Annotated in this window: 19 protein-coding genes; 17 read left to right on the forward strand and 2 right to left on the reverse strand. The window is 48.5% G+C overall.

Translation table 11 applies throughout. From position 1 onward, the window contains the following. Positions 1-285 precede the first annotated feature (285 nt). The 13 genes from EH243_RS14965 to EH243_RS15025 all read left to right on the forward strand — a co-directional run bounded on the left by EH243_RS14965 (position 286) and on the right by EH243_RS15025 (position 14653). The gene (locus tag EH243_RS14965; protein ID WP_126159473.1) at positions 286-765 is read left to right on the forward strand and encodes a MarR family winged helix-turn-helix transcriptional regulator; all 480 of its coding nucleotides are present in this window, start codon (positions 286-288) and stop codon (positions 763-765) included. A gap of 395 nt (positions 766-1160) precedes the next feature. Continuing rightward, complete coding sequence (locus EH243_RS14970) at positions 1161-2309, forward strand: amidase (RefSeq protein WP_126159474.1); 1149 nt, start codon at positions 1161-1163, stop codon at positions 2307-2309. A gap of 3 nt (positions 2310-2312) precedes the next feature. Then, complete coding sequence (locus tag EH243_RS14975) at positions 2313-3461, forward strand: acyl-CoA dehydrogenase family protein (protein ID WP_126159475.1); 1149 nt, start codon at positions 2313-2315, stop codon at positions 3459-3461. Between the two features lie 142 nt (positions 3462-3603). Continuing rightward, positions 3604-4557 carry a PDR/VanB family oxidoreductase gene (locus tag EH243_RS14980; RefSeq protein WP_126159476.1) on the forward strand — a complete coding sequence of 318 codons (954 nt, stop codon included), beginning with the start codon at positions 3604-3606 and terminating at the stop codon, positions 4555-4557. Positions 4558-4765: 208 nt separating this feature from the next. After that, positions 4766-5782 carry a TRAP transporter substrate-binding protein gene (locus EH243_RS14985; RefSeq protein WP_126159477.1) on the forward strand — a complete coding sequence of 339 codons (1017 nt, stop codon included), beginning with the start codon at positions 4766-4768 and terminating at the stop codon, positions 5780-5782. Positions 5783-5793: 11 nt separating this feature from the next. Continuing rightward, entirely contained in the window at positions 5794-6345 is a 552-nt protein-coding gene (locus tag EH243_RS14990; RefSeq protein ID WP_126159478.1) for a TRAP transporter small permease, read from the forward strand. A 3-nt stretch (positions 6346-6348) separates the two neighbouring features. Continuing rightward, on the forward strand, positions 6349-7665 hold the full coding sequence (locus EH243_RS14995) for a TRAP transporter large permease (RefSeq protein ID WP_126159479.1): 1317 nt from the start codon (positions 6349-6351) through the stop codon (positions 7663-7665). Between the two features lie 74 nt (positions 7666-7739). After that, a complete protein-coding gene (locus EH243_RS15000; RefSeq protein WP_126159480.1) occupies positions 7740-8225 on the forward strand; it encodes a universal stress protein in 486 nt (161 codons plus the stop codon). Positions 8226-8271: 46 nt separating this feature from the next. Next, entirely contained in the window at positions 8272-9195 is a 924-nt protein-coding gene (locus EH243_RS15005) for a catechol 2,3-dioxygenase (RefSeq protein WP_126159481.1), read from the forward strand. Between the two features lie 85 nt (positions 9196-9280). Beyond that, positions 9281-10210 (forward strand): flavin reductase family protein, encoded by a 930-nt coding sequence (locus tag EH243_RS15010; protein WP_126159482.1) that lies wholly within the window; start codon positions 9281-9283, stop codon positions 10208-10210. Positions 10211-10315: 105 nt separating this feature from the next. Continuing rightward, complete coding sequence (locus tag EH243_RS15015; protein ID WP_126159483.1) at positions 10316-11536, forward strand: multidrug effflux MFS transporter; 1221 nt, start codon at positions 10316-10318, stop codon at positions 11534-11536. A 371-nt stretch (positions 11537-11907) separates the two neighbouring features. Further along, a complete protein-coding gene (locus tag EH243_RS15020; protein WP_126159484.1) occupies positions 11908-13167 on the forward strand; it encodes an alginate export family protein in 1260 nt (419 codons plus the stop codon). Positions 13168-13243: 76 nt separating this feature from the next. Then, positions 13244-14653 (forward strand): aldehyde dehydrogenase family protein, encoded by a 1410-nt coding sequence (locus EH243_RS15025; RefSeq protein ID WP_126159485.1) that lies wholly within the window; start codon positions 13244-13246, stop codon positions 14651-14653. Between the two features lie 191 nt (positions 14654-14844). Here the strand turns inward: EH243_RS15025 and EH243_RS15030 are convergent, their stop codons facing one another. Both EH243_RS15030 and EH243_RS15035 read right to left on the reverse strand, forming a co-directional pair. Next, entirely contained in the window at positions 14845-21174 is a 6330-nt protein-coding gene (locus tag EH243_RS15030; RefSeq protein WP_126159486.1) for an AAA family ATPase, read from the reverse strand. 3 nt (positions 21175-21177) lie between these two features. Then, the gene (locus tag EH243_RS15035; protein ID WP_126159487.1) at positions 21178-21903 is read right to left on the reverse strand and encodes a response regulator; all 726 of its coding nucleotides are present in this window, start codon (positions 21901-21903) and stop codon (positions 21178-21180) included. Positions 21904-22238: 335 nt separating this feature from the next. On the opposite strand from EH243_RS15035, the gene peaA reads away from it, so the two are divergent. The 4 genes from peaA (at position 22239) to peaD (ending at position 26807) form a co-directional block, all read left to right on the forward strand. Next, positions 22239-23834, forward strand: coding sequence for a quinohemoprotein amine dehydrogenase subunit alpha (peaA, locus tag EH243_RS15040; RefSeq protein ID WP_126159488.1), 1596 nt, complete (start codon positions 22239-22241; stop codon positions 23832-23834). A 62-nt stretch (positions 23835-23896) separates the two neighbouring features. Next, on the forward strand, positions 23897-25330 hold the full coding sequence (peaB, locus tag EH243_RS15045) for a quinohemoprotein amine dehydrogenase maturation protein (protein WP_126159489.1): 1434 nt from the start codon (positions 23897-23899) through the stop codon (positions 25328-25330). 2 nt (positions 25331-25332) lie between these two features. After that, positions 25333-25659 carry a quinohemoprotein amine dehydrogenase subunit gamma gene (qhpC, locus tag EH243_RS15050; RefSeq protein ID WP_126159490.1) on the forward strand — a complete coding sequence of 109 codons (327 nt, stop codon included), beginning with the start codon at positions 25333-25335 and terminating at the stop codon, positions 25657-25659. 11 nt (positions 25660-25670) lie between these two features. Then, entirely contained in the window at positions 25671-26807 is a 1137-nt protein-coding gene (gene peaD / locus EH243_RS15055; RefSeq protein WP_126159491.1) for a quinohemoprotein amine dehydrogenase subunit beta, read from the forward strand. The last annotated feature ends 9 nt before the right edge of the window (positions 26808-26816 follow it).

A 26816-nucleotide genomic window follows, 5' to 3' on the forward strand; every position in this document is an offset into this window, starting at 1 on the left:
TTGGAGAAAAAAGAAGTCAGGTTTAATCTACGGCACAGCATCAAAGTGCTAAGGGTGCTCCCAAACTGACTGACTTCTTTGCAATGGAGATAGCTAATCATCCATCGCTGAGAGATACAAGGGTGCTTATTGAGACTGACTTATCTCAGGGAGAAGGTTAATAATTCAATAAATACTCACTCGGAGCCTCTCTGTACTCGTCTGTATCTCTTTAATTTGTTATGGTTGCGCCAAATTTGAGGAAGGCAGATATCTTGCTGGGTATGAAGATGGTCAGGAGCATTTATGACAACCCATTCTAAAAAGCTGGAAAAATACAATCCAGCCAGTGAAAGTTTTGATATCAAAGAGTTTCCCTTTTATTGGGTTGCTCGGGTTAACGCATTGTATTCTCGGGAGATGGAAAAAACCCTGAAGCCGATGGGGATGGATATAGCCCGTTGGCGAGTGGCGGCAATACTGCAATTTAATGGGCCTTCCAGTATCTCTGAATTGGCGCTGCATGCCATCGGCAAACTGCCAACCATTACCAAAATCGTGTACCGCATGCGCGATGCTGGCTTAGTTGAGGTCAATGCGAGTGAAAGCGATGGTCGCGTCGCCATCGTAACCCTGACCGAAGAGGGGCATAAGCAGGTTGATATGGTATTGGATATGACCACTAAAAAAGTCTTTTCACGAGCCTTTAAAGGCTTCAGCGAGCCTCAAATTAAAAAAACCAATGAGTTACTCAAACGTTTATTTGTTAATCTGTCGGCCGATTAGTCGCTAATCGTCGACCTTTTTCTTTTGCGCTCTGCCTCCCTCAACTATTGATCTGCTGTTTGGCTGTTCTGCCATTCTCAACATCATCCTCTGTTTTGAAAACCGAAAAGTTGTTTTCTTTAATGAAAAATAGCTAAGCGTATTTATTTTTATCGAATGCAAACAACTGAATGTGTTAATAGCTATTCTTATTACAACCTATTGTTTTAGATATAAATATTAATTCAGATATCCATTAATACTGATTTGTTTAAGTGTTTCACAAGGATGTTAAAGTGGAAATATCAACTAAAATTTAGTTGACAATTCAACCTTTAGCGTCAATTATTAGTCCATAGTAAGCCGTTATGATATTTAAAAAACGACGGTATAAGAATTATAAGAGTGACTGGACTATGCCTATTTTCTCTCAACCCTGTGTTTTGGGTGGTGATGGTTTGCGTGTTGCCGTCAAAGACACTATCGACATTGAGCAGTTGCCAACACGATGCGGAAGCCGAGCGTTGGAAGATGCTACACCGGCTAGCCAGCACGCAGATGTTGTGGCCGCTGTGTTGCAATCTGAATGTCAAATCGTCGGTAAGACGAACCTGCATGAGCTTGCTTATGGCATGACCGGATTGAATCACTGGAGCGGCACGCCCATCAATTATCGTTATCCGGATCTCATTCCGGGTGGTTCCTCGAGTGGTTCTGCCGTGGCAGTGGCTGCGGCTAAAGCTGATTTTTCATTAGGTACCGATACCGGTGGTTCTATTCGTGTGCCGGCGGCGTGTTGCGGTGTGTATGGTTTTAAACCTACCTTTGCTCGGCTTAGTCGTCGAGGTGTGATGCCTGCTCAGAGTAGCCTTGATTGCGTCGGCGTATTTGCGGATTCCGCTGAGATGCTCATTAAGGCGATGCAGGCGGTTGAAACCGGTTTTACAACCGCTAAATTACCGGACGCGATTGAGCTTGGCATGGTCGAAGTGACTGCCGATGAGAGGGTGCATACCTGTGTGCTAGAGCTGCTGCAACGTGCAGAGAAAAGCGCTCCTATCACTTTCAATAGTATTAGCTTGGCTTCCTTCGATGATGCTCTTGCGGCGGGCATGACGCTGATTAACGCTGAAACCTGGCACGCTTGTGGGCATCTGCTCGACACCGGTAAAGTCGGTTCGGACGTGGCAGTGCGTTTAGCGAATGCGGCGCAGACGACCGATCAGCAGGTTGCTGAAGCGGAGGCCGTTCGTGAACAGTTTACCCGCCAAGTCGACGAAGCGCTACGCAGCGTCACAGCGCTTGTATTACCAACCCTGCCTACTTTCCCTATGACGCTTGCCGATGCCCAAGCGGGCAAAACCGATTTGATGATATCGGCACTGTCCCGTCCCTTCAATTTATCCGGCCATCCAGCGCTTTCGATTCCATTACAAAGCCAAGACCATCGTCCAGTGGGGTTACAGTTAATTGGACGGAAAGGCGACGACGAACTTTTATGTGAACTTGCCCGCTATTTGAGTGAGTTTATACCTAACCAGAATAACAATTATGTGGAGTATTAAGTTATGACTGCCAACGTCATCAATAAAGAGGCCTGGGGTGGCGCAGAAGTGTTTGATGCCCTTCTCGCAGATATTCGTCTTCGTCGTCAAGAGTTTGAAACACAGAGATATGTATCACAGGACATTGTCGAACGCTTTAAAGAGATCGGTGTATATCGGGCCTTTGTTCCTAAGCGTTTTGGGGGTGATGAAAAGTCTCCGACTGAATTTCTGCAAATGGTTGAGGCTATTTCAGCTGCAGATGGCTCTGCAGGCTGGGTTGCTAGCTTTGGTATGAACCCCGCGTATCTAGCGAGCTTGCCGCTGGAAACCATTGAGAAAGTCTGGGCTGAAACGCCTAACGTGGTATTTGCCGGTGGTATTTTCCCGCCGCAGCCCGCTAAACGTGTAGAGGGTGGCTTTTTGGTAAACGGTCGTTGGCAGTTTGCCAGTGGTTGTATGGGATCATCCATTTGTGGTGTGGGTATTACCCCGGATGATGGAGAATCTTTACCCCGTATGGCGGTGATACCACGAGATCAGGTGACCATCGAACCGACTTGGAATGTTGTTGGCATGGTCGGTACTGGCTCCCATGACTTAGTGGTAGAGGATGTAATAGTACCGGAAGAATGGACCTTTACGCGGGGCGGTAAACCTACCCTCGATAGTCCGTTTTTCAAATACCCATCACTCTCTTTTGCCGCACAGGTATTGGCGGTAACGACGCTAGGGTTAGCCCGTGAGGCGATCGATGTGGTGCGTGGTATGGCTGCGGGACGTAAATCGGTGACCGGCGCGCCAAACCTAGGTGAACGAGAGTACGTTCAAATTGAGATAGCTAAGGCGGAAGCCAAGGTTCGCTCTTCTAAGGCTTTCTTCTATGAGTCGACCAATGATGTATGGGCGACGATTATGGCGGGTGATGAACCAACGCCTGATCAGGTCAGTATGCTGCGTTTATCGGCGACCAATTTAACCCATGAGTGTGCTGAAGCGATTCGTATTGCTTATCAAGTGTCGGGTATGACCGGTGCGTACAACGATCATCCACTGTCCCGCATCATGCGTGATTCGATGATGTGTACTCAGCATGCCTTTATGGGGGCGATTACCTATAAAAACGCTGGGGCGATGTTGTTTGATCATAAACCATTGCCTGGCTATCTATGAGTTCTTGGTCTTGACTACCAACTAGACCTAAAGAAATTATCGACCAGACGATTGCCGTGAAGGCGTTTAATCAGCACGTTATTGAGTTGGGGTTGGCACATAAGCGCCGGCTCTACAGTTACATTTTTTTAAGGGTGAGATGATGAGTGAACCACTAATCGATGTTGTTATCAGTCAGCGCGAGGAGCAGGGTGAGGCTGTTGCTGTATTTGAGCTTAAAGCCAAAGATGGCTCTCCGCTTCCGGCGTTTGACGCTGGGTCCCACATTGATGTGCATGTCTCCCCTGAGATGGTGCGTCAATATTCGCTGAGTAATGATCCTAGGCAGCATGATGCCTATCGGCTGGGTATTCTAAATGATCCAAATTCCCGTGGTGGTTCATTGGCGATTCACCATGATTTTAAGGTGGGTAAAACAGTACAAATTAGTGCGCCGCGCAATCACTTTCCATTGGATCTGAGCGCTGAGCGTAGTGTATTAGTCGGCGGTGGTATCGGTATCACACCGATGCTGACGATGGCCTACACACTGCGGGACGCCGGTAAAGCATTCGAGTTGCATTACTGTTGTCGTACGCGCAGCAGTGCGGCATTTCTCGATGAATTAGCGAGCGAGTTTGCGGAAAATGTTCAGTTGCATTTCGACGATGAGGCGGATGAACAACGCTTCGATCCTATCAAGGCGTTAGCACCCGTCGCGGATACCCATGTTTATGTGTGTGGGCCATCAGGCTTCATGGATTGGGTGATCGGTTCGGCAGAGACAGCAGGCTATGACAAACATAATGTGCATTTTGAATACTTTAATGCCGATATCGATACCAGTGGTACCGCCTTTGAAGTAGTGGCTCAGCAGAGTGGCGTCACGGTGATGGTGGGTGAAGATCAGACCATTGTTGAGGCTTTATCGGCAGCCGGCATTAAGGTTGATGTCTCCTGTGAACAGGGTGTTTGTGGCACCTGCCTATGCGATGTGCTTGAGGGTATACCAGATCACAAAGATAAGTTTCTTACCGAGGAAGAGCGGGAAGATAACGACCAAATCATTTTGTGTTGTTCTCGTTCGAAAAGTAAAAAATTGGTGTTGGATATTTAAAACAGTTTAGTGACGGCGCTGACAGCCGGAAGAAAGCGGCTGTCACAAGTTGACTTAGTGATGTTTCAAAAGGGTGAGGTTTCCATTTATTTAACGAGGTTTGATCGTAAGGGTGATTGATTTTATCGGTGGATAAACGGCCACTCAGATAAGAAAAATGCTTTTAATTTAAGCACATTAAACAAACAAAGATACGGAGATTATAATAATGAGAAAATATCTAAAAACAGTTGTTGCTGGTGTGCTACTCGCCTCAACAGGTGTCGTCAATGCGGATACAACATTGACGCTCTCCTCATGGCTTCCACCGACCCATCCGGTTGTGTCACAGATGATTGTGCCATGGACACAGCAGGTTGAAGAGGTGACCGAAGGCCGAGTGAAAATTAATATCTTGGCGAAAGGGTTGGGTCATCCCAAAATTCATTATGATATCGCTCGCGATGGTTTAGCGGATATTACCTACAGCGTTCATGGTTACACGCCCGGACGTTTTACCCTGACTAAAATTGTTGAATTCCCATTCGGTGGCAACAGTGCAGAAGCTTTGTCCGTTGCATACTGGCGTGTGTATGAAAAATATCTTGCCAAAGCGAACGAGCATAAAGGCACTCAGGTGCTGAGCGTTTTTACCCACGGTCCTGGTCAGATTCATAACAGTCAGAAAGCCGTCACATCGGTTGGTGACTTAAAAGGGATGAAGCTGCGGGTTGGTGGTGGTGTGATTAACGATATTGCCACTGCGTTGGATACCGTGCCGTTGCTGAAGCCTTCTTCAAAAAGCTATGAACTACTCTCCCATGGCGTTGCCGATGGCACCTTGTTACCGATGGAGTCGGTGACGGCGTTTAAGGTTCAAGATCTGGTGAAACATACGACGATCGTGCCGGGTGGTCTGTATAACATCAGCTTCTTTTTGGTCATGAACCAAGATCGCTTTCGTAGCATTTCGAAGGCGGATCAAGCGGCCATTATGAGTGTTTCGGGCGAAGCCTTTGCCAAACTGGCTGGGAGCGTTTGGGATGCCGCCGATGCTAAAGCATTAGCCGAGATGAAAGCCAATGGAAATGAGATTACGGTGGCGGATGACGCCTTTATTGCGGATGTCAAACAACGCACTTCAACCCTGGAAGCTGATTGGTTTAAAGCCGCGAAGAAAAAAGGTGTTGATGGGGCAGCGGCACTGGCCGAACTGCGTCAGATCACTGCTGATTATCCTCAATAAGCGAGGCTGTTATGAATATCCTTACCGCAGTATTTAAGGCGAAGGTATGGATCCGACCGCTCGAATTTTTATTCGAGCGGGTGCTGGCTTACACCGCTGCACTGGCGATGTTTCTCATGATGATGGTCACCTTAGTGGACGTCATCGGCCGGGATCTGTTTGCTGCGCCACTACCGGGTGGTTTTGAATTGACAGAGCTGTTACTCGCGGCGCTGATCTTTCTTGGTTTACCGATGGTCACCGCCGAAGGCTCCCATGTTGATGTGGATCTGATGGATTCCACCGTCCCTGCTTTTCTTAAGCCGATTCAAGATATTGCCGTGTGTTTAGTCAATGTGATCGTGTTTGGCGTGATGTCTTGGATGATGTGGAAGCTGGCTATTCGTACCTATGAGTACCAAGACACGACTGCCATGTTAGAGATCCCCTATGCCGGGTTAGTCATTCTGATGGCTGTCTGTTGTTCCTTATCGACCTGGGCATTAATGCTGATGCTTATCTTCAAACGGGGTAAAAAGCTATTTACCCGCCATGACGACCAACCGACCCCAGAGGTAGAGTAATTTATGGAAATTAGTCTGATCGGTTTTGCCGTTTTGTTACTTATCATCTTCGCCCGAGTGCCACTCGGTTTTGCGATGGCATTAGTGGGTGTGTGTGGTTTTGCCTATGTGCAGCAGGTAGAGTTTGGTAATCCACGAGGGTGGTCTGCGGCATTAAATATGGTGTCACAGGTATCGTTTGAAACGGGCCTGTCGTATAGCCTGTCGGTGGTTCCCCTGTTTATTCTGATGGGTAACTTTATCACTGAGGCGGGTTTGTCGTCCCAGCTCTATCGCGCCTCCAATGCGTTTCTTGGACATTTCAAAGGCGGGTTGGCCTTGGCCACGGTCGTGTCTTGCGGTGCATTTTCGGCTGTCTGTGGTAGCTCTATGGCCACTGCGGCAACTATGTCAAAGGTGGCAATGCCATCGATGCGTAAATACAACTACTCCGATGAATTAGCGACCGGTTCTATTGCCGCCGGTGGCACCTTGGGTATCTTGATTCCACCGAGTGTCATTTTGGTGGTGTACGGCATTATTACCGAAACCGATATCGGTCTGTTGTTTATCGCAGGCTTACTGCCGGGTTTACTCGGTATTATTCTCTATATGGCTGCCGTGACGGTGACCGTGAATATCAAGCCTGAGAAAGGGCCGGCAGGTGATCGTTCAAGCTGGGCTGAGCGCTTGATCGCCTTCAAAAATGTCTGGACCATCTGCCTGCTGTTTGTGGTCGTGATGGGCGGGATCTATAGCGGTGTGTTCACGCCTACGGAAGCGGCGGGAATTGGTGCGTCAGGGGCTTTCTTTATCGCGTTACTGCGTGGCCAACTGACCTTTAAAAGCCTTGTCGAGACGTTGGTCGGTACTGTCAGAACCACCGCCATGCTGTTCTTTCTGGTGATTGGTGCCGTACTGTTCTCCAACTTTATTAATCTGGCGGGATTGCCCGATTCCTTGCGGGATATGGTGCTGGCCATGAATCTTAGCCCGATCTGGGTGATTATGGCGATCATCGCGATCTATATTCTGCTTGGTTGCGTGTTAGAGAGTATGTCGATGATTTTGTTGACGGTGCCGGTGTTTTTCCCCTTGGTACAGGCGATGGGATTCGACCTCATCTGGTTCGGTATCTTGGTGGTTGTGGTGACCGAGATCAGCTTGATTACACCGCCGGTGGGCTTGAATGTCTTCGTGCTTAAATCAGTGTTACCCGATGTCAAACTTGCCACCATTTTCAAAGGCGTCACGCCTTTTTGGATTGCCGATATTATTCGCCTGGTGTTGATTGCAACGATTCCAGCGATCTCACTATTGCTGCCGGGTATGGTTGGCTAATTCAAGCTGAATGATGAATAGCGGTCTGCGGCAGGGTTGTAGACCGCATCGATATAACAATAAAGGCGGACAGGATGATTCAAGATATAAAAACGATTTTGTATGCATCGGATCTGGGTGAAAACTCTATAGAGGCGTTCTATATCGCGCTGAACGAAGCGTCTAAACATAATGCTCAATTGGTTTTTTTACATGTGGTGGAACCGGCGAATGCGGCGACTAAAACATTCGTTGAAGGTTATCTAAGCTCGCCCGGTCTATCTGAAATGCGCAGCGAAGGGATCGAAAAGATTAAAGCGTTGATGAAAAACCGTATTGAGACTTTTTGTCAGGATGAGTTAGCCGGTGCCTCGTTGCAATATCAGCCGCTGACTCGTCTCGAAGAGGGGCCTATCGCAGAAACCATTATCAATATAGCCAAAGAGTTAGATGCCGACCTTATCGTGATGGGTACACGTACCCGAACACATTCGTTATTGGGGCGTTTTTTTCTGGGCTCAGCAGCACAGGCGGTGCTGCAACTCGCCGACCGGCCGGTGCTGGCGGTGCCGATTAAATAATCATCACGATCATCAGTTACACAATAAAAATAATGAAGGTGTCGATATGCGAAAAGGTATTATGCGTGCGGGTCATGTGCAGATTCGAGTATTGGATCTGCAAGAAGCATTGACCCATTATCGTGATCTATTAGGCCTCATTGAGGTGGAGCAAGACGATCAGAATAGGGTTTACCTTAAAGGTTGGACCGAAGTCGATAAGTTTTCTGTGGTGCTGCGTCAGGCGGAAGTGGCCGGCATGGACTTTATGGGTTTTAAGGTACTCAACGATGAAGTCTTAGAACAACGAGAACAGGATCTGCTCGCCCACGGCTATGAGGTCGAGCATCTTCCGGCGGGTGAACTGCAAGGCTGCGGTCGTCGCATTCGTTTTCAGGCACCGACAGGACACCACTTTGAGCTCTATGCCGATAAGGAACAAACCGGTAAGTGGGGAATTTCCAAGATTAACCCTGAAGCTTGGCCCCGAGGTCTGCAGGGCATGAAAGCGACCCGGTTTGATCACTGTCTGTTATATGGCCCCAACATCGAACAAACCTACGGCTTGTTTTGTGATGTGCTGGGGTTTGAGCTAGCGGAACAAGTGGTTAATCCTGATAACCAGAAGGTAGCCGTTTTTATGACGGTGGGGATGAAAGCCCATGATGTGGCGTTTATCGACTGTCCTGAAGCCAATAAATTTCACCATGCATCCTTCTTTTTAGATTCATGGGAAGCGGTGTTGCGGGCCGCTGATCTGATTTCGATGACCAACACCTCGATCGATATCGGTCCAACACGTCATGGTTTAACCCATGGTCAGACTATCTATTTCTTCGATCCTTCGGGTAACCGTAACGAAGTGTTCTGTGGCGGTGATTATCACTACCCGGATCACCCGCCCGTTACCTGGAAGGCTGAAGAGCTTGGTAAGGCGATTTTTTATCATGAGCGGGTGTTAAATGAGCGTTTTTTATCGGTGCTGACGTAGCGGTTTGTCACTAAGTTGATCATTGCGTCGGTTGAACTGAGGGTCAAGCGATGCGAGGTCTTACAACAATAAAAGGGTGATTAAGATGAGTATGCAAGATTTAGATGTACGAGATTTTAGACGCGCGTTATCACAGTTCCCCACAGGGGTGACGGTGATCACCACGAATGATGAACAGGGCGTACCGATTGGCGTAACCGCGAGTAGCTTTAATTCGGTCTCTGTCGATCCCCCTTTGATTTTGTGGAGCATCGATAAAGGCGCACACAGTTTAGCGACGTTTGAAGCGGCTAAGTATTTTGCGGTGAATGTTCTTAGCCGAGATCAGGTGGATACCTCTAATCGGTTTGCCAGTCGTGGTGAAGATAAGTTTAAAGATGTTGTTTATAGCGAAGGGGTAGGCGGCAGTCCGCTGTTGAGTGATTATTCAGCACAGTTTGAATGTAAAACATGGGCGGTTTATGAAGGTGGTGATCATCTGATACTGGTCGGTGAAGTCTTGGATTATCGTTATCAGGATAGCAACCTACCGTTGGTCTTCGCCCGTGGCAGCTATTCAGTATCGAGTCAGCACCCCTCTACCGTGAAATATGATGCTGAAGGGCAAACCGGTGAGTTTATCAGCGATTATCTGCTCTATCTGCTGCGTGAATCCTATAACCGTTTTAGTTCTGATCTCTATCCTAAGTTACAGATTGAAGGCGGGGTTAACCCAGAAGAGTGGCGCATCTTAGCGATCTTACGTGATCAGGGTGAAATGTCGCTGGAACGCTTGGCACCATTAACGATGCAACCGATGGTTACGCTGATGCGGTCGGTTGAGTGGATGCAGGAGAAGAGCTGGGTCGAGCTGAAGGGTAATATGTTGGCCTTGCTGCCTGAGGGGCAGTTGCTAGCCGACAGACTATTACTATTGGCCAAACAGCATGAAACAGATGTATTAAAGGCTTTGTCGGTAGAACAGTCTGAGCAGCTAAAAGATGGCTTAAGAGTTATTATGGCAAGCCATCGCTAATCGCTAGATCGAAACATGACTATCGATATATGATCGACCCTCTGCCGAGAACATGACCTGGTGATTGATCGCCTAGTATATCGGCTCACGATATTTAGGTGACCAATGACACAGATACGACCGAGCCATGTTTCGGGTGAGTTTATTGCATTAATGGCGCTGTTGATGTGCATGGTGGCGTTATGCATTGATGCGGTTTTACCGGCACTAGGCCCGATGGCCGCTGATTTAAATGTCGGCGCATCGAATAACATTCAGTTAGTCGTTTCCACTGTGTTTGCCGGCATGGCGGTTGGGCAGTTGATTTATGGTTTTTTGGCCGATGCCAAAGGACGAAAAACATCAATCTATTTAGGCATAGCGATTTTCTTGTGTGGCACCTTGGTTGCACTCTGGGCCGATACGTTAGAAATGATGCTGTTAGGGCGTTTTCTACAAGGCATAGGAGCGGCTGGCCCAAGAACCATCACCTTAGCCATTATCCGCGATCAGTATAAAGGTGATCAGATGGCGCGGGTGCTGTCTCTGGTCATGACGGTATTTATTTTATCTCCGGTTGTCGCACCGCTCATCGGTCAAGGGGTGATGTGGCTGTTTGGCTGGCGTGAGATCTTTATCTTTTTGTTGGTTCTCGCGGTGATATCTGGGGTGTGGTTTTGGTTAAGACAGCCAGAGACACTTGCCGTGGAAGATAGAGTGCAGTTCTCGGTTGGGGAAACGGTTAAGAGCTTAAGCTCGATGTTACAGGCGCGAGCCGCCGTCTATTATGTGCTGGCGTTGGGCTTCATCTTTGGTGCTTTTATCGGCTTTATTAACTCTGTTCAGCCGGTGATGCAGGGTATTTATCAGATGGGGTCTATGTTCCCAGCATTATTCGCGACCTTGACGGTCAGTTTTGCGGGGGCGTCATATCTGAATTCACGCTTAGTGATGCGCTTCGGAGCTCAGCGGTTAGCGTTGATGGCGGCGTTATCGGTGGCGGGTTTGTCATTTATCATGTTGTTACTCTCCTGGATATTACAGGGTGTGCCACCCCTGTGGTTGTTGATGATCTATCTTTGGTGCACGCTGTTTTTTGTTGGTTTACAGTTTGGTAACTTGAATGCCATGGCGATGGAACCCTTTGGGCGCATAGCCGGTGTTGCTTCGGCGATTATCGGTAATGTCTCTACGATGTTGGCGGTGGTTTTTGGTACGGTGGTCGGTCAGCTGTTTAATGGCACCGTGTTGCCATTAGTGACGGGTTTTACCCTGTTAGCTCTCGGTGCCGCTTTTTTTATTCATAAAGCGAACAGCATTCAGTTGGTATCTGCATCTAGCCGATAAGTTCTTTCTCTTTCTATCTGGGTGGATGGGCGGCCCTAATCTCTTTTTTCTAAAGCAGCTTCGGCTGCTTTTTGTCGTTTATGGAGACTTACTTTTCTCAATGCTCTATTTTCTCAATGCTTTACCGCTGGCTTGCCGTTTTAAAGATTAGTGCGCGAGTTTGTTTTATTTCGTTACATATCTGCACAACATTACACATTTTTCAGAAAGCTGGTTTACACCCCGCAGTTAGTCTGTTGTCAGTGCTTAATGTATCAGTAAATCGGTGAGTCTTTGTCCCCTCAATACTTACTGGTTGAACCATCGGTTATGGACTGATATCAGCACCACACTATTATAAAAAAATCGCGGCTTCGCGGAGGATAAAATCGATGAAAACATTTAAGGGCCATAAGCTTTCGAGCTATTTGCTGACAGCAGCTGTGACCACGGCAACAGCAATGATGGCGATGCCAGCGCAAGCTTATAATCTTTATGCCGAAGATGGTGCCGAACTGAATCTCGATATAGAAGCGGTGTTTGGTACATTCAGTAGCGATGAAAACTATTTTAGTAAATCGGGTAATGGTTCTTCTTGGCAAGAAGGCTATATCAAAGCCGGTTTTAGTGGCAGTAAAGCGTTATCCGAGCAAACCACCGTTTATGGCGGATTGAACCTTCTCTCTTCGGGTACTTGGGGCGATGGGGATGCTAGCGGTAGTACCGATGGTAGCGAGCGCCGTACGGCCGTTGAAGACGCCTATATTGGTTTTCGTTCAGATATGATCGATATTTCCTTTGGTCGGCAGAACTTTTCCGTTGGTGATGGTTTCCTCATTAATGGCGATGCATTGAATCTAAGTGAACGCGGCGGTGCTTATTGGCTGGCTGGCCGTAAAGCGTTTGATAAAACCGTGATTGCTCGTATTGGTGGTGATGAGGGTCTGCGGGGTGATCTGTTCTATCTGAACTCCGATAACGAAGGACAGGCTGAGATGGATTTAGCCGGTGCCAATATCGAGTATATCACCGAGGTAGGCACCTTTGGGGGTACTTATATTAAAGGCCTAGATGCGGTCAATAATGCCGCCCGTGATGGCCAGAAAACCATGAGTGTGCGTTATCAGGGTAATGCTGGGGTTGAGAACCTGTTCCTGTCGGCTGAATATGCGGATCAGTCTCAGGGGGACAATTCCGATGATGCCAATGCTTGGTATGCCGAGGCCGGTTGGACCTTTGCCAATGTAGCCTGGTCGCCACAGGTGACTTATCGTTACACCAAGTATGATGATGGTTTTGATTCACTGTTTTACGGTTTCAACCGTGGCTATGGTACTTGGTTCCAGGGTGAAGTGGCGGCTAACTATGCTGGGCCTTTCGGTTCATCCGCGACCATTCAGCATGTTGGGGTGAAGGCTTCACCCACCGAGATGCTATCGATCGGTGCACTCTATTTTGATTTCAGTGATTCCAGTACCTTTGGTCAAAACTCAGAAGGTCAAGAAATCGATCTTTACGCGGAATGGGTGGTTAATGAGCACCTGATTATTAGCCCATTAGTCGGTTTGTATTCACCGGATAGCGACAATCAAACTCAGAACACCGGAGATGATAACTTTTACGCACAGGTTATTGCGATCGTACCGTTCTGATTCAACAACATAATTATAAGTGAGCCGGTGCCTTTCAGTTAAGGCATCGGTATTTCGGTAAGAAAGGAATGTGAGAATGAAACAATATTCATTAATGATTAATGGTCAACAAGTAGCAGGAGAGGCGGGAACCTTTAAGGTTTTAAATCCTGCGACGGAAGAGGTCGTGGCGCTTTGTCCTGAAGCCAGCCTTGCCCAGCTTGATGCTGCGGTCGCCTCAGCACAGGCATGTTTTGAAACTTGGCAGTATTCGAGTAATGATGAGCGTAAGCAGTTATTACATAGTATCGCTGATCGACTCGAAGCGAATGCCGATGAGTTAGCACGTATTGTTGTGGAAGAGCAGGGTAAGCCACTGTTTTTGGCACAGATGGAAGTTGGCGGTGCGGTTGCTTGGACACGGGCAACGGCAGAACTAGAACTGCCGGTTGAAATCCTTGAAGACGGTGACACTAAGCGCGTAGAAGTACACCGTAAGCCGCTCGGCGTAGTCGGTTCGATTACGCCTTGGAACTGGCCGCTAATGATTGCTGTTTGGCATATTATGCCTGCTATTCGTTCGGGTAATACGGTGGTGTCTAAACCGTCCGGTTTGACGCCGTTCAATACGATTCGTCTGGTTGAAATTATTAATGAAGTGGCACCTGCCGGACTGGTGAATGTCGTTACTGGCGAATCCGGTATTGGTAGCGGGATGTCGAATCATCCAGGCATTCGTAAAATCGTCTTTACCGGCTCGACCCCGACCGGTCAGAGCATTATGCGTGGTGCGGCGGATAACCTGAAACGTTTGACCTTGGAGTTAGGCGGTAATGACGCCGGTATTATTCTACCGGATGCTGATCCTTCCGTGATTGCTGAGGCGGTTTTCCAAACCTCATTCCTCAACATGGGCCAAACCTGTGCTGCCCTGAAACGTCTCTATGTACATGATTCTATCTATGAAGAGATGTGTGAAAAACTAGCCGATGAAGCGGCCAAGCAAAACGTCGGTAATGGGATGAATGAAGGGGTGACCTTTGGTCCGATTCAGAACCATAAACAGTTTGAGCTGGTGAATGGTTTGGTTGAAGATGCCCGCGCGAATGGTGCTCGGATTATCTGTGGCGGTGCGCCGATTGAAGGGGCAGGTTATTTCTATCCACCAACCATCGTCGCTGATGTAACCGACGGTTGCCGTCTGGTTGATGAGGAGCAGTTTGGTCCAGTATTGCCGGTTATTCGTTATAGCGATGTTGACGATGCGGTTAAGCGCGCCAACGCTGCCGATGTCGGTTTGGGCGGTTCGGTTTGGTCACCGGACATCGCTAAAGCGACAGAAATTGCGGCGCGACTGGAGTGTGGTACCGCATGGATCAATGGCCATTCAGAACTATTGCCATACGCGCCCTTTGGTGGCTGTAAAATGTCAGGCTTTGGGGTTGAGTTCGGTCAAGAAGGCCTGTTGGAATATACCTCAACACAGGTCCTCAATATTAATAAGTAAGTTGATTCATCTGTACGCAGCCATCGAGGCTGCTCATGGTTGAGGGTGAGATCAATACCCACAACCATGACAGGATGATCAAATAAGATTAAACGATTTTCACCCTGCCGGAGGGTTGTCCGGCGATCTCCTTGTTTTACCGTTTTTTGCCCCTCTCTGAGGGGTTTTTTTATGTGCGTAAGATAGTGGAGTTATTGCTCGAATGCTTTTAGCTTATTTAAGCTAAGTTGTAACAGTTGTCGTAGCGCCTCATAGCTCTCTGCGGTTAGCCGGTCAGGATGCTCCTCTAATGATTTACACTGCGCTGATAAGCGGATTAGGCCAAAGTTGGCTGCAGCACCGCTTAATTGGTGAGCAATGCTACTCACCTTGACGTTATTTTCTTGCTCGAGTGCTTGTGCGATCTGATCGAATAGTTGATCACATTGGGATTCGAGTTGGCCAATCAGTCGGGCAAACTTTTCCACGCCGAGCATATCTCGGTGCTGATGGATCAGCGACTGGTTTAGGAGTGAATCATTCGGTTCAGTTGGGATAGTGTTCGTCTCATCATGGTTAGCGGTCGGTGCTTGTTGCCCGAGTAGCTGTTGCAATTCAGTATACTGGATCGGTTTTCCGATGACCGCATCGATACCGGCGGAATAGTAGTTATTGATTTCAGCTTCAGTGATGCTGGCGGTTAGAGCGATAACGCGGATATTAGCTTTGTTGTGATCCGAATGCTGGCGTAATCGGCGGGTGGTTTCCATACCGTCCATGTCGGGTAGGTGGATATCCATTAACACAACATCATAGTCATGTTGATCGTGTTGCTGCAGGGCTTGATAACCATTGGCGGCAATATCCACTCGATGGCCATCGCTTTCGAGTAAGCCTTGGGCCACTTGCTGGTTAATGTCGGTATCTTCCACTAACAAGATGCGCAGAGGCACACATTTTTCAGGTGACGCTGTACAGGGAAGCGTTTGTTCGGCGGCAGAGGTTTTGAGGTACGGGATACTGAACCAGAAACGGCTGCCTTTGCCTTCGGTGCTGTCAAAGCCGATCTCTCCCCGTTGTAACTCGACCATCTTCTTACTGATCGCCAGCCCGAGCCCCGTGCCGCCATAGCGGCGTGTAATGGAGGAGTCCGCCTGTGAAAACTGTTGGAATATCCGATGGTGGGATTCTTTTGGAATGCCAATGCCGCTGTCTTCAATGATAAAGGTCAGTTGTAAATCATCAGTATTTTCTTGGCAGTTAACGGTGATATTCACAAACCCCTGTTGAGTGAATTTAATCGCATTCGCACAAAGGTTCATTAACACTTGGCCTAGGCTGCGCTTATCGCCGAGAACAATCTCTGGCAGTGGATCGGCTAGGGTGAGCGTCAATTGCAACTGCTTATGTTCCGCCATGGGGCGCAGTATCAGTTCTAACTCTTCTAGCACCTGTTGGATGCAGAAGGGGCTTATGTCCAGCTCAGTCTGTCCCGCTTCAACCTTAGTGAAGTCGAGAACATCATTAAGAATTGATAATAGTGTTTGTCCTGATTGATATATCGCTTGGACATGTTTGCGTTGCTCGGGTTGTAGCGGCTGCGTTTCTAACAACTGCGCCATGCCCAGAATACCGTTCATGGGGGTTCTTATTTCATGACTGATGGTGGCAAGGAACTCTGATTTGGCTTGATTGGAAGCCTCTGATTTTTGTAGGTTTAACTGTGCTTGCTCTTTTGCTTTACGCTCGGTGATATTGGCGAGTGAACCTTCGTAATAAAGGGCATTGCCTTGGTGATCGAGTTCTCGCCGGGCCGAGATTGATAGGTTAACGCAAGAGCCGTCTCGCCGTAGCCATTCGGTCTCAAAATCGGTGACACGGTTGTTTTGTGATAGCTGTTTTAGAAAGCTATGCAGGTCATGGCTGTTGGCGAAACACTGGCTGGCAATATCGGTAATGGCGTTAAGAAACTCTGCCGGTGAAGCATAACCGAGTAGCTCAGCAAGGGCGGGGTTAGCCGAGATAAAGTGCCCTTGAGGGCTGGCTCTAAAAATCGCTTCGACGGTGTTCTCAAAGAGTGAGCGGTATTCCTGTTCTGAATGTTTCAGGCTGGAGTACAGCTTTGCATTCTCGATGGAGATGGCGGCCTGCGCGGATAAAATTTGCAGGGTTTCCAGCCGAGAAGGGTCAAATACGTTGCGACTCTCATTGTTTTCGAGATACAGCACCGCGGTTAACTCGCCGTGGTATAGGATAGGCATACAAAGCAGCGAGCGCGGCTTATGCTTGCGGATATAGCTGTCCTGCATAAACATATCATGGCTGTGAGCGTTGCTGAGGACGACATTCTCTTTGGTGCGGGCAACGTAATGGATGATACTGGTGGGTAAGCGATTACTGTCTTCTAGCACCAGGCCATTAAAGAAATGCGGCGTGCGATCGGGCTCGGCTTCGGCTTCGATATACAGGCGCTCTTTCTCTTTGAGAATGAGGATCGCTCGTTGAGCGCCGGCGCTTTCCAGTGCGAGGGTCATCAGTCGGCCGAGTAGTTTTTCCAGTTCTATCTCATCAGAAATCGCCTGAGATGAACGAATCACCGAGATGATATCGAGATGTTGATTGGATATATGTGCCGAATTATCGACGCTGATCATCGTTTTATTGTGTGGATTATTGGTGATATTTCGGTCGCCGAATAACTCCGGATATCGCTGCTGTAACTGCTGTAACTTAGGCTTTATCTGCAACTGTAAGTAGCTGTTCCACGCCTCGTTGAGGTAGGTTTTGGCAATATTGTCTTTGTCCCATTGGCGATAACAACGGCCAGCCGCCTCTTTGGCGAGAGCTGCAATGAGATAAAAATGGTTATTGTCAGCGGCGCTAATGGCGTTATCGTAATGATCCATCGCTTGACTGTATTGATGGTCGACGCGATACAGTTCTGCTTGTATCAACGAGGCGTAACATTGATGATTTTCGGGGCAGTGTTTTGCCCAGCGTTTCGCGCGTCGTAGTAAGCGCCGGACCTGCTTTAATCGATGGCGTTGTTGTAACACACTGCCTTCGTCTATCTGCGCTAGCAGTGAAAGTGCCGTCATATACTCGAAACAGGCATAAGTATAGGTGCCAACAATATGGGGCATGTAGGGAGTGCCCGTTTCGCAGTGGTGCAGGGCTAGGGGGTAATCTTCCACGATATAGCAGAACAGAGCGTGATAATAATGGTAGGTCGCAATGGCGGTGCGATGGTCTTCTTGATGGTTCTGCGCGAGCATTTCTTGGGTAAAAAAACGCCCGAAAAATTGATTCGGGTTGGGGTTGCGGCCAAGAAAGTTATCGATCGTCTGTAGTGCTTGTAACGAATATTGTATCGATGGTTTTTGTCCGTATTGCTGCAGCGAATGGGTATAACTTTCGATGGTGGGTTGAATCTCGGCAAAGTTATCCGCTTGCGTGAACGCATATTGAATCCAAGCGGCGAGGTTGTAGCTACCCCATTCGATATCTCCACAGTTGAGTGCCTGTTGATGGCCCTCAAGCAGTGAGTCGGTCGAGTTCTTGAGCGGCTCTTTCCAATGCCGTACATAGGAATCGAACAATGAGGTGGTGCGGTGATGCAGTAATCGATCCGGCTGCCGTTGATCTAACTGCATCGCGATACAGCCTAGCTTATATCCCTGCTCTATCGCCGCGTATTTACCACAGAGGGTGCCGCCATAGCCGGCCAAGGCCATGGAAGAATGGGCGGTAAGCCCACGGGTCAGCGTTAGTTCAACCTCTTTGGCCATGACTAATGGTCGCAGTGCCGAGCTCGAGAACTTCACGGCACCAAACATGCTTGCCAAAATCGAAAGTGCGGCTAGGTCATGGGGATCTTGCATGGGGGGGGCGTTGAGTATCTGTTCTGCGCTGCGCCGATGAAGTAACCATTGCGTGCGCAGCATACCTTTCCAAATATCGGTTTTACCCGGTTTGGCTGGTAGCGAAACGCCGAGCATTTGTAATACTTGGAGTGCTTCGTTCATCGCCTGCTCGAATTGATTGCGAGCAATATAGGACTGGATTCTAATCTCATAGACTTTGACGCGATCGAGCACATTACCGCAGTGGCTGATGACCTGATCGATCAGTGTGTCCATCTGCTCAAACTGAGAACGGATATAAGCGGCTTCCGCGCCACTTTTATACAGGCTTAGGGTTAGTTCATATTGCTGTTGCCAACTATCGTCCGAGAGTAGTTCGATACCGGTTTGGAAATACTCTTGGGCGGCATCAAAGGCCGCTGAATCTAGCGCCTGTATACCCGATTGGCAATTTAAGGATGCCAGTTCGATGAGTTCACTGGTCGATTCTATTAATGTTCGAGCGCTATTGAGGTGGTTGGTAATTTCAAACACCGGGGCGCTGCTCTGCCCCGCGAAGCGTTGCTGTAATAGCCGACCAATCTGCAGATGGCGTTGTTGTCTTAGCTCATCGGGGATCAGCGAATAGGCGGCCTGCTGAATCCGGTCATGGACAAAGCGATACCGGTGACGTTCAAAGGTAAGACCCGAGAAGCTTGGGTAGTTGATATTCAGTGGAATCAACAGGCCTTCGCGTACGGCATCGAGTAGATCGTCGGTCACTTGAGGAATGCTCTGTTCGAGTACAGTGGAGAGGGTGTTCAAGTCGAAGGGGCTGCCGATACAAGCGGCCATCTGTAACGCTATTTGGCTGTTTGTCGATAGTTTTTGTATCTTGCTAACCATCAGGTCGATAACGTTATCGCTCATCTCTCGCGATTGAATCTTCTGTTCGTCCCACTGCCAGCGGTTTTCATGAAAGTTAATCAGCCCCTCATCATGTAACGAGTAGAGAAACTGAATTAGGAAAAAGGGGTTACCTTGGGTTTTTTCCAGACAGATCTGCGCCAGAGCGATGCAGTGTTGTGGTTCGGTTCTTAAAGTGTCAGCGATCAAACGGGTAATCTGGGCTTTATTGAGCGGTTCTAGCAAAATCTCGCTGAGATTGCAGCTGCCCTTTTGAATACGACTGATCGCCAGTGTTAATGGATGGGTGGCGTTGACCTCCTGGTCACGATAACTGCCTACGAACAGTAGATTGGGAATATCGCCGTTTTCACAGAGGGAGGTGATCAGGTTAAATGAGGCCAGATCCCCCCAGTGGAGGTCGTCGAGAAACAATAGTAGTGGATGTTCCTGGGTGGCGAAGACCTGCAACAGTGTTTTGATCAGTCTCGAAAAACGATTTTGTTCTTCGAGCACTGAGGTACGATTCTCGCTGGGCTGTTGGCCAATAACGAGCTCTAACTCGGGTAGCAGTCTAACCAAGGCGCCGGCATGCTGGCCTAGGGAGGTTAGGATAGCTTCGCGGTAGAGTGAGATCTCATGTTCGCTCTCGGTGAGCAGTTGTCTGATGAGTGCTTGTAGTGCCGTGAAAATGCCCGAATAGGGGCGCGTTCGACGAAATTGATCGAATTTTCCGCTAATAAATCGACCATTCTGTTCGTGGATGTAATGTCGTAGTTCGTGAACAAGGCTCGATTTTCCCACACCGGCATAACCGGTAATCAAGATCACTTCCTGTCGGCGCATCAGTATCTGGTCAAAACTGTTACGTAGTTTTTGGATCGTTGCGGCGCGACCATAAAGGCGTTGCGGTACTGAAAAATGCTCTGAAATATCCTGGCTGGCGAGATTGAAGAGAGGGATGCTCTGTTGCTGTTGCCAACTGGCGAGGCATTTTTTGAGGTCTTGCAATAGGGAAAAACTGGACTGATATCGTTCCGAGGCATCTTTCGCCATTAACTTAAGCACAATGCGGCTTAACATCTCTGGCATCGTTGGGTCGACTTTATGCGGTGCCTTGGGGTGTTTTGCGATATGGCTATGAATCAGTTTAAGGCGTTCATCACTACGAAAAGGAGGACGTTTACAAAACATTTCGTAGAGGGTGACACCGAGACTATAAAAGTCGCTACGGTAATCGATATGGCGGTTGATACGGCCTGTTTGTTCAGGGGCAATATAACGCAGATCATCAATCGAAAGCTGCTGTGAGTTCCAGCTAGCCTGCTCTCGAGTGAGTCGAGTGGCTAATGAGAAGTCGATTAGCTGAACGCTCTCGGTTTCGGCTAACCAGAGTATATTATCCGGTGACAGTTTCTTGTGAATAACGCGTTCGCTGTGCAGTTTTCCCAGTCGTTCACTGATAGCGATGGCCATCGAGAGCAACTGACCCCAATCTAGGTTTTGCTCTTGAAAAATCTGTCGTAATGAGATGCCTCCAAAATCGGGGAATACCAATACTCCTCGGGTATTAATATTCGTTAGTAGCAGAGGCTGAACAACCCCTTCAATATCGATGACGCGTAGTAATTGATCCTCATGCTCGAAGCGATTTAGCTCTTCTGGCGCATTGGTATTGTTGAGTTGCTTAATGATAACGGGGCTTTGGTCACTCTCCCTGATGGCTCGCCGAATGGTGCAATGCTTGCCGCGGTGGATAATGCTTAATATTGTAAACCCAGGAAGGTGGCCCATCGGTTATTTTACCTCACCGGCAAACATATAGCCGGCCCCATGAGCGGTGAGAATAAAGTGGGGATCGAGGGGGTTATCGTTGAGCTTGCGGCGCAGGCGGCCGATTAAGACATCGATCGAGCGATCATTGGGAGTCCATTCTCTATCATGAATGGCGTCCATCAGTTGATCGCGACTGAGTACCTGGCCGCGGCTGTTGATCAGCGCATAGAACAGCTTAAACTCGCCTTCAGGTAGCCGTTCGGAGCCCTCTTCAGGGCTTTCGAGTAAGCGACGGCTGCAGTCTAATGTCCAGCCTTCAAAATGGATCAGCTCGCTGCTGTTATCTTTTTTGACGGGGCTCGATTGATCCGTCACCCGCCACAGGAGGTTTTTAGCTCTGACCAGCAGTTCACGGGGGTTAAAAGGTTTGGTGACATAATCATCGGCGCCAAGTTCGAGCCCCACGATACGGTCAATTTCATCCCCTTTGCTAGTGACCAGAATAATACCGACTTTTGAATGTGCCCGTAGTTCTCGCGTTAAGGATAACCCATCTTTACCGGGCAGGTTGATATCTAGCAGCACGAGGTTGATATTGTCATCGAGCACCCTTTGCACCAGACTTTCGCCGTGATCTGTTTCGCTGACACGGTAGCCTTCGTTTTCGAAATAACTCACCAGCAGTGCGCGGGAGGCAAAGTCATCTTCAACGATTAAAATATGTGGCTGTTCAATGGGTATATTCATGGTCTGCAACTATTATTAATTTTTGTTAATCGTCTGTTGCGAGTCTAGCAAGCGGTTCGCCGTCAGAACAGCGATTCGTGCTAAAGTCTATAGACGATGATTTTTCCTATAACTTATTGTAACTCAAGGAGTTTGTTTATTATTGAATGTGACATGTTACATCTTGTTACATTAGCGGACAACTTAACACAAATCCCCGAAAATTCATTTACACCCGACCGTTAGTTTGGTCGAAGCTGGTGAGCAGCGATCTAATAATGAAAGATGAGGGCCTGCGCCGGTATGCCATTAATGATATCGGTGCTGCAAAATAATTCTTACAGGAGTGATTGGCCTTGAACAATAATAAATCCAAGTACGCACTACTCAATGCGAGTGCACTGGCGTTAGTGGGGACGATGTTAACCCCAGGAGCGACCTGGGCTATGGGTGGGGAAGCGGTAGTCAAGGAGAAGTGTCTTGCTTGTCATACGCAGACCGGTAATCCTGACAAACCTTATTCCAGAATCAGCGAACAACGTAAAACGCCAGAAGGTTGGCAGATGACGCTGCAACGTATGGAGCATCTCAATGGTTTACATCTAACCAGCGAAGAGAAGCAGACGTTGATTAAATACCTGTCGGATACTCAAGGTTTGGCGCCATCGGAAACCGCGAAGTACCGTTATGCGTTAGAACAGAAGCCAAATATTGTTGAGGACGTTGATCCGGCCTACGTCGAGATGTGTGCCCGTTGTCACTCAAATGCTCGGTTTGGCCTACAGCGCCGTACTGAAGATGAGTGGAAAGAGCTGGTCACTACCCACATGGCGGTGCATCCAACCCTAGAACTACACGCATTGTCGCGAGATCGTCGTTGGTACGATATTGCCCTGAATGAAACCGCGCCTAAGCTGGCGATGGATTATGCCTTCAATGATGCGGCTTGGGCTAAGTGGGAAAAAGCAGCGAAGCCTGTGCTTAATGGTAGTTGGTCCGTTTCTGGGTTCATGCCAGAAAAAGGTGATTACAGCGCAGTTCTTACCACCGCTCAAACCTCAAAAGATAACTATTCCGTCACCATGGTCGGGCATTATGCCGATGGTTCTGAACTGAGCGGTACCGGTAGTGCGAAAGTCTTTTCTGGCTTTGAATGGCGTGCGGGTTTGACCCTTGATGGTGTCCGTGTGCGTCAGGTCTTGGCAGCGTCTGAAGACGGTTCCATGATGACCGGTCGGATGTATCAAAGCGCCCATGATGAAGTCGGCGGCGAACTGAAAGCGGTGAATGGAACGGGCATCGTTGCTCTAACACCTTCAGCGATTAAGCAAGGCCAACAAACTAAAATCACTATCAAAGGTGGTTACCTCAAAGGTGCGGTGAAACTCGGCAAAGGTGTTCAGGTGGTTAAAGTCCTGTCACGTGATGCGGATCGTGTCGTGGTGCTAGCTAAAGCGTCGGGTTCTGCCTCTGTGGGTATGCGCGATGTTTCCGTTGGTTCGACCAAGGCGAAAGCGCAGCTAGCTGTTTACGATAAAGTGGCGGCGGTGCAGGTTTCTCCAATGCATGGCTTGGCACGTATCGGTGGCAATGGCGGCAAGCTTCCTAAGGTGAAATCAACCTTCCGCGCCATCGCTTTTGCTGCGGGTCCTGACGGTAAACCAGGTACTGATGATGATTTAAATCTCGGTTATATGCCTGCCAACTGGTCGCTTAAACCTCAAAACGAAGTGGCGGCTGAAGATAAAGATCTTGAGTTTGCTGGCACCATCGATAGCAAAGGTATCTTCACACCGGGCGATACGGGTCTTAACCCTAAACGTCGTATGTCTGCCAATAACGTCGGTATGCTGACGGTGGTAGCAACGGTTAAAGAGGGTGGTAAAGCGGTTGAAGGCGAAGCTGATCTGCTGGTAGCAGTGCCGAGTTATATCAAACGCGCCATTCAGTAATACTGGCACCGATAACAATTGTTAATGACCGCTGTTACCAATAACAAGAAGAGAAATTGAATATGGGATCTTTAACTCTGGTAAAACCTAATCTACACCTCGTAGATGTGGAGGAACGACGGATGTTGTTCCATGTGCCAACCAGCAGTCTGTTTGAGCTGGATGATCTGGGCCGTGAGCTTATTGAACTGTTTACCTCAGAGGGGGAGGTGTCTGCTCCTCAAATTCGTGAACGGTTTGATGGTCGGTTCAGTGCCGGTGATGTGGTTGATACTCTGGATGAGTTAAAGACACTGAAAATTGTGGTTGAAAAGGGTGCCCGGGAGCAGATCAATATTGATCCGAAACCGGTGGACCAGTTTCCACTGACAACCATAGTTTTGAACACCAATACCGGTTGTAATCTCAGCTGTACTTACTGTTATAAGGAAGATCTGACCACCCCGTCCGAGGGTGACAAGATGAGCTTTGAAACAGCGGTGCAGTCGATTGAGATGATGCTGAAAGAGTCTCCAGACCAGCGTCAGTACAACGTGGTGTTCTTCGGTGGCGAGCCGCTCACCAATATGCCGTTAATACGTAATGTCGTGGCTTATTGTGAAGAGCTGTTTTCGACCCGTGAAGCAGAGGTGAGTTTCACCATGACCACCAACGCCACCATGCTGAACGAAAAGCTGGTGGACTGGTTTAACGAGCACCGTTTTGGCTTAACCATTTCGATGGATGGCCCGAAAGCGATGCACGATAAAAACCGGATCAGTGTGGGTGGGCAAGGTACTTACGATGTGGTTAAGCGTAAGGCTCAGATGGTGCTGGCGCGCTATAACGCACGTCCAGTCGGCTGTCGGGTAACGCTGACGCGAGGCATCACCGATGTAGAAGCTATATTCGATCATCTGTATCACGACCTCGGTTTTGCCGAAGTGGGCTTTGGCCCCGTGACCTCAGGTGATATCTCCTCATTCAACCTCACCGGCGAAGAGATGGTCGAGGTGTTTGCGGGTATGAAGCGGTTAGGCCAAAAGTATCTGGATGCGGCTCTTGAGGGCAAAAATTTGGGCTATGGCAATATGCATATGCTGATGACCGATATTCACGAGGGCAATAAGAAACAGCTGCCCTGTGGTGCGGGTGTTGGCTTGTTAGCGGTTGATACCAAAGGTGGTATTAACCTCTGTCACCGGTTTACCGGCTCGGATCAGCCTCTGTTCGGCGATGTGAGTGAAGGTTTGGATAAACCGGCATTAGCTGAATTTGTTGAAACCCGATTAGACCGTACTGATACCGGTTGTGAAACCTGCCGAATCCGTAATATCTGTTCTGGCGGTTGTTATCACGAGAGTTATGCCAAATACGGTGATGCGACCGTACCCTCTTATCACTATTGCGACCTACTGCGTGACTGGGTCGACTTCGGTGTTAGAGCGTACACCCACATCATGCTAGAGAATCCGGGCTTTTTTGATGCCCATGTGACTCCGCGACGAGGAGCTTAAAAATGAAACATCTTAAGTCGTTTAATAAAAAAGCAAGAATGATCGATAAGGCAACATCGACCGGTGATGTCGAAGAAGTCGTTGCTATGCAGACCATCGTGGGCTGTACGTCCACCAACGATCCAGGCTGGGAAGTCGATGCCTTCGGTGGTTTGGGTTCACTGTGTCAACCGATGGAATCTGATCTATATGGTTGTGCTGATGCCTGCTGGTGGCCTGCTCAGGTGCCTGACACCATGAGTAACTATCCTGATTGGTCTCAGGATGTGGCGAAGGCGGATGAAGACTGGCGCAAGCTGGACGGCATTTTCCCTGAAGAGCAGAAGTGAAGGAGGCACAGATGAAATTTACCCATACAATAAAAGCCGCTGCCTTGGTTGGTATCGCGGGTACTGTTGCCCTGATGTCTGGTTGTGCGATGAGCCAATCGGGGGATCTCAACGGTATGAAAGGCGGTGGCCATGAATACCTGTTGACGGTGACCCGTCCGAACCAGTTGCATGTGATCGACACTGAAACCAATAAAATTGTGCGCAGCTGTGATGTGCCAGGCACCTTTGGTCAGGGTACGGTTGAACCGTCTCCGGATGGCCGTATAGCCTATGTTGGCACCAATAAGTGGGAAGATGTGGTTGGCTTTGATATTACCAATTGCGATATCGTCTTCTCGGCGAAGCAATCCTACGACAACGTTACCGTTAAAAGCTTTGTATCACTGGCGGTTAGCCGAGATGGTAAAGAGCTGTATACGGTGCAAAACCCAACCCGTAAGTTGAATGATCGCTATGAAGTGATGGAACCTCAACTCGCGGTATATGACACCAGTGCTGGGTTGAATGCTAAGCCGATCAGAACCTTTCCGGTCGATCGTCAGATCACTAAGATCATGGCGATGGATACCGGTGAAGTGATTCTCGCCGGTAATGATGTGCAGGCGATTAATCCAGAAAACGGCGATATTCGTATACTGACGTTGTTACAAAACTGGAAGCGGGGCGATAGTTGGACACAGCCTGATGCCTTTGCCATGCATACCTTAGGGGAGCAAGCGGATGAGTTTATCCTGCCGTACTTCACCATTAAGTGGAACGGTGATCCGGGTGATATGGAGAAAGCTGAGTTCTGGTGGGGTATGAGCCGGGTTGATCTTAAAACCGGTGAGGTTGAACAGGGCGAAATATTGCCGTTTGAGTTTATCGTGTTCAACTTTATTACTGATCCGACCGATAGTAATATACTCTACGGAGCGTTTAATACGCTGTCCAAACATGACATTCGCGAGAAAAAGACCCTCGCCGTGCATAATATGGAACATACCTATTACGACCTAAATATGACGCAAAACCGGACCATCTATGTGGGTGGTACTTCGAGTGATATCTCGATCCATGATCCTGATACATTGGAGAAAATTGGTTCAATCAAATTACCGGGTGATCAGTCTACCTCAGCCATGCGGATCGCATTTTTGAAGTAAGCTGACGAT

The sequence above is a fragment of the Amphritea opalescens genome (assembly GCF_003957515.1).
GTDB classification, from domain to species: Bacteria; Pseudomonadota; Gammaproteobacteria; order Pseudomonadales; family Balneatricaceae; genus Amphritea; species Amphritea opalescens.

Bases quoted from the DNA above. Each gene is read 5' to 3' on its own strand.
- peaD (WP_126159491.1), top strand. From the start codon at position 25,671: ATGAAATTTACCCATACAATAAAAGCCGCTGCCTTGGTTGGTATCGCG.
- EH243_RS14995 (WP_126159479.1), top strand. From the start codon at position 6,349: ATGGAAATTAGTCTGATCGGTTTTGCCGTTTTGTTACTTATCATCTTC.
- qhpC (WP_126159490.1), top strand. From the start codon at position 25,333: ATGAAACATCTTAAGTCGTTTAATAAAAAAGCAAGAATGATCGATAAG.
- EH243_RS14980 (WP_126159476.1), top strand. From the start codon at position 3,604: ATGAGTGAACCACTAATCGATGTTGTTATCAGTCAGCGCGAGGAGCAG.
- EH243_RS15020 (WP_126159484.1), top strand. From the start codon at position 11,908: ATGAAAACATTTAAGGGCCATAAGCTTTCGAGCTATTTGCTGACAGCA.
- EH243_RS14990 (WP_126159478.1), top strand. From the start codon at position 5,794: ATGAATATCCTTACCGCAGTATTTAAGGCGAAGGTATGGATCCGACCG.
- EH243_RS15000 (WP_126159480.1), top strand. From the start codon at position 7,740: ATGATTCAAGATATAAAAACGATTTTGTATGCATCGGATCTGGGTGAA.
- EH243_RS14975 (WP_126159475.1), top strand. From the start codon at position 2,313: ATGACTGCCAACGTCATCAATAAAGAGGCCTGGGGTGGCGCAGAAGTG.
- EH243_RS14970 (WP_126159474.1), top strand. From the start codon at position 1,161: ATGCCTATTTTCTCTCAACCCTGTGTTTTGGGTGGTGATGGTTTGCGT.
- EH243_RS15005 (WP_126159481.1), top strand. From the start codon at position 8,272: ATGCGAAAAGGTATTATGCGTGCGGGTCATGTGCAGATTCGAGTATTG.
- peaB (WP_126159489.1), top strand. From the start codon at position 23,897: ATGGGATCTTTAACTCTGGTAAAACCTAATCTACACCTCGTAGATGTG.
- EH243_RS14985 (WP_126159477.1), top strand. From the start codon at position 4,766: ATGAGAAAATATCTAAAAACAGTTGTTGCTGGTGTGCTACTCGCCTCA.
- EH243_RS15030 (WP_126159486.1), bottom strand. From the start codon at position 21,174: ATGGGCCACCTTCCTGGGTTTACAATATTAAGCATTATCCACCGCGGC.
- EH243_RS15010 (WP_126159482.1), top strand. From the start codon at position 9,281: ATGAGTATGCAAGATTTAGATGTACGAGATTTTAGACGCGCGTTATCA.
- EH243_RS14965 (WP_126159473.1), top strand. From the start codon at position 286: ATGACAACCCATTCTAAAAAGCTGGAAAAATACAATCCAGCCAGTGAA.
- EH243_RS15015 (WP_126159483.1), top strand. From the start codon at position 10,316: ATGACACAGATACGACCGAGCCATGTTTCGGGTGAGTTTATTGCATTA.
- EH243_RS15025 (WP_126159485.1), top strand. From the start codon at position 13,244: ATGAAACAATATTCATTAATGATTAATGGTCAACAAGTAGCAGGAGAG.
- EH243_RS15035 (WP_126159487.1), bottom strand. From the start codon at position 21,903: ATGAATATACCCATTGAACAGCCACATATTTTAATCGTTGAAGATGAC.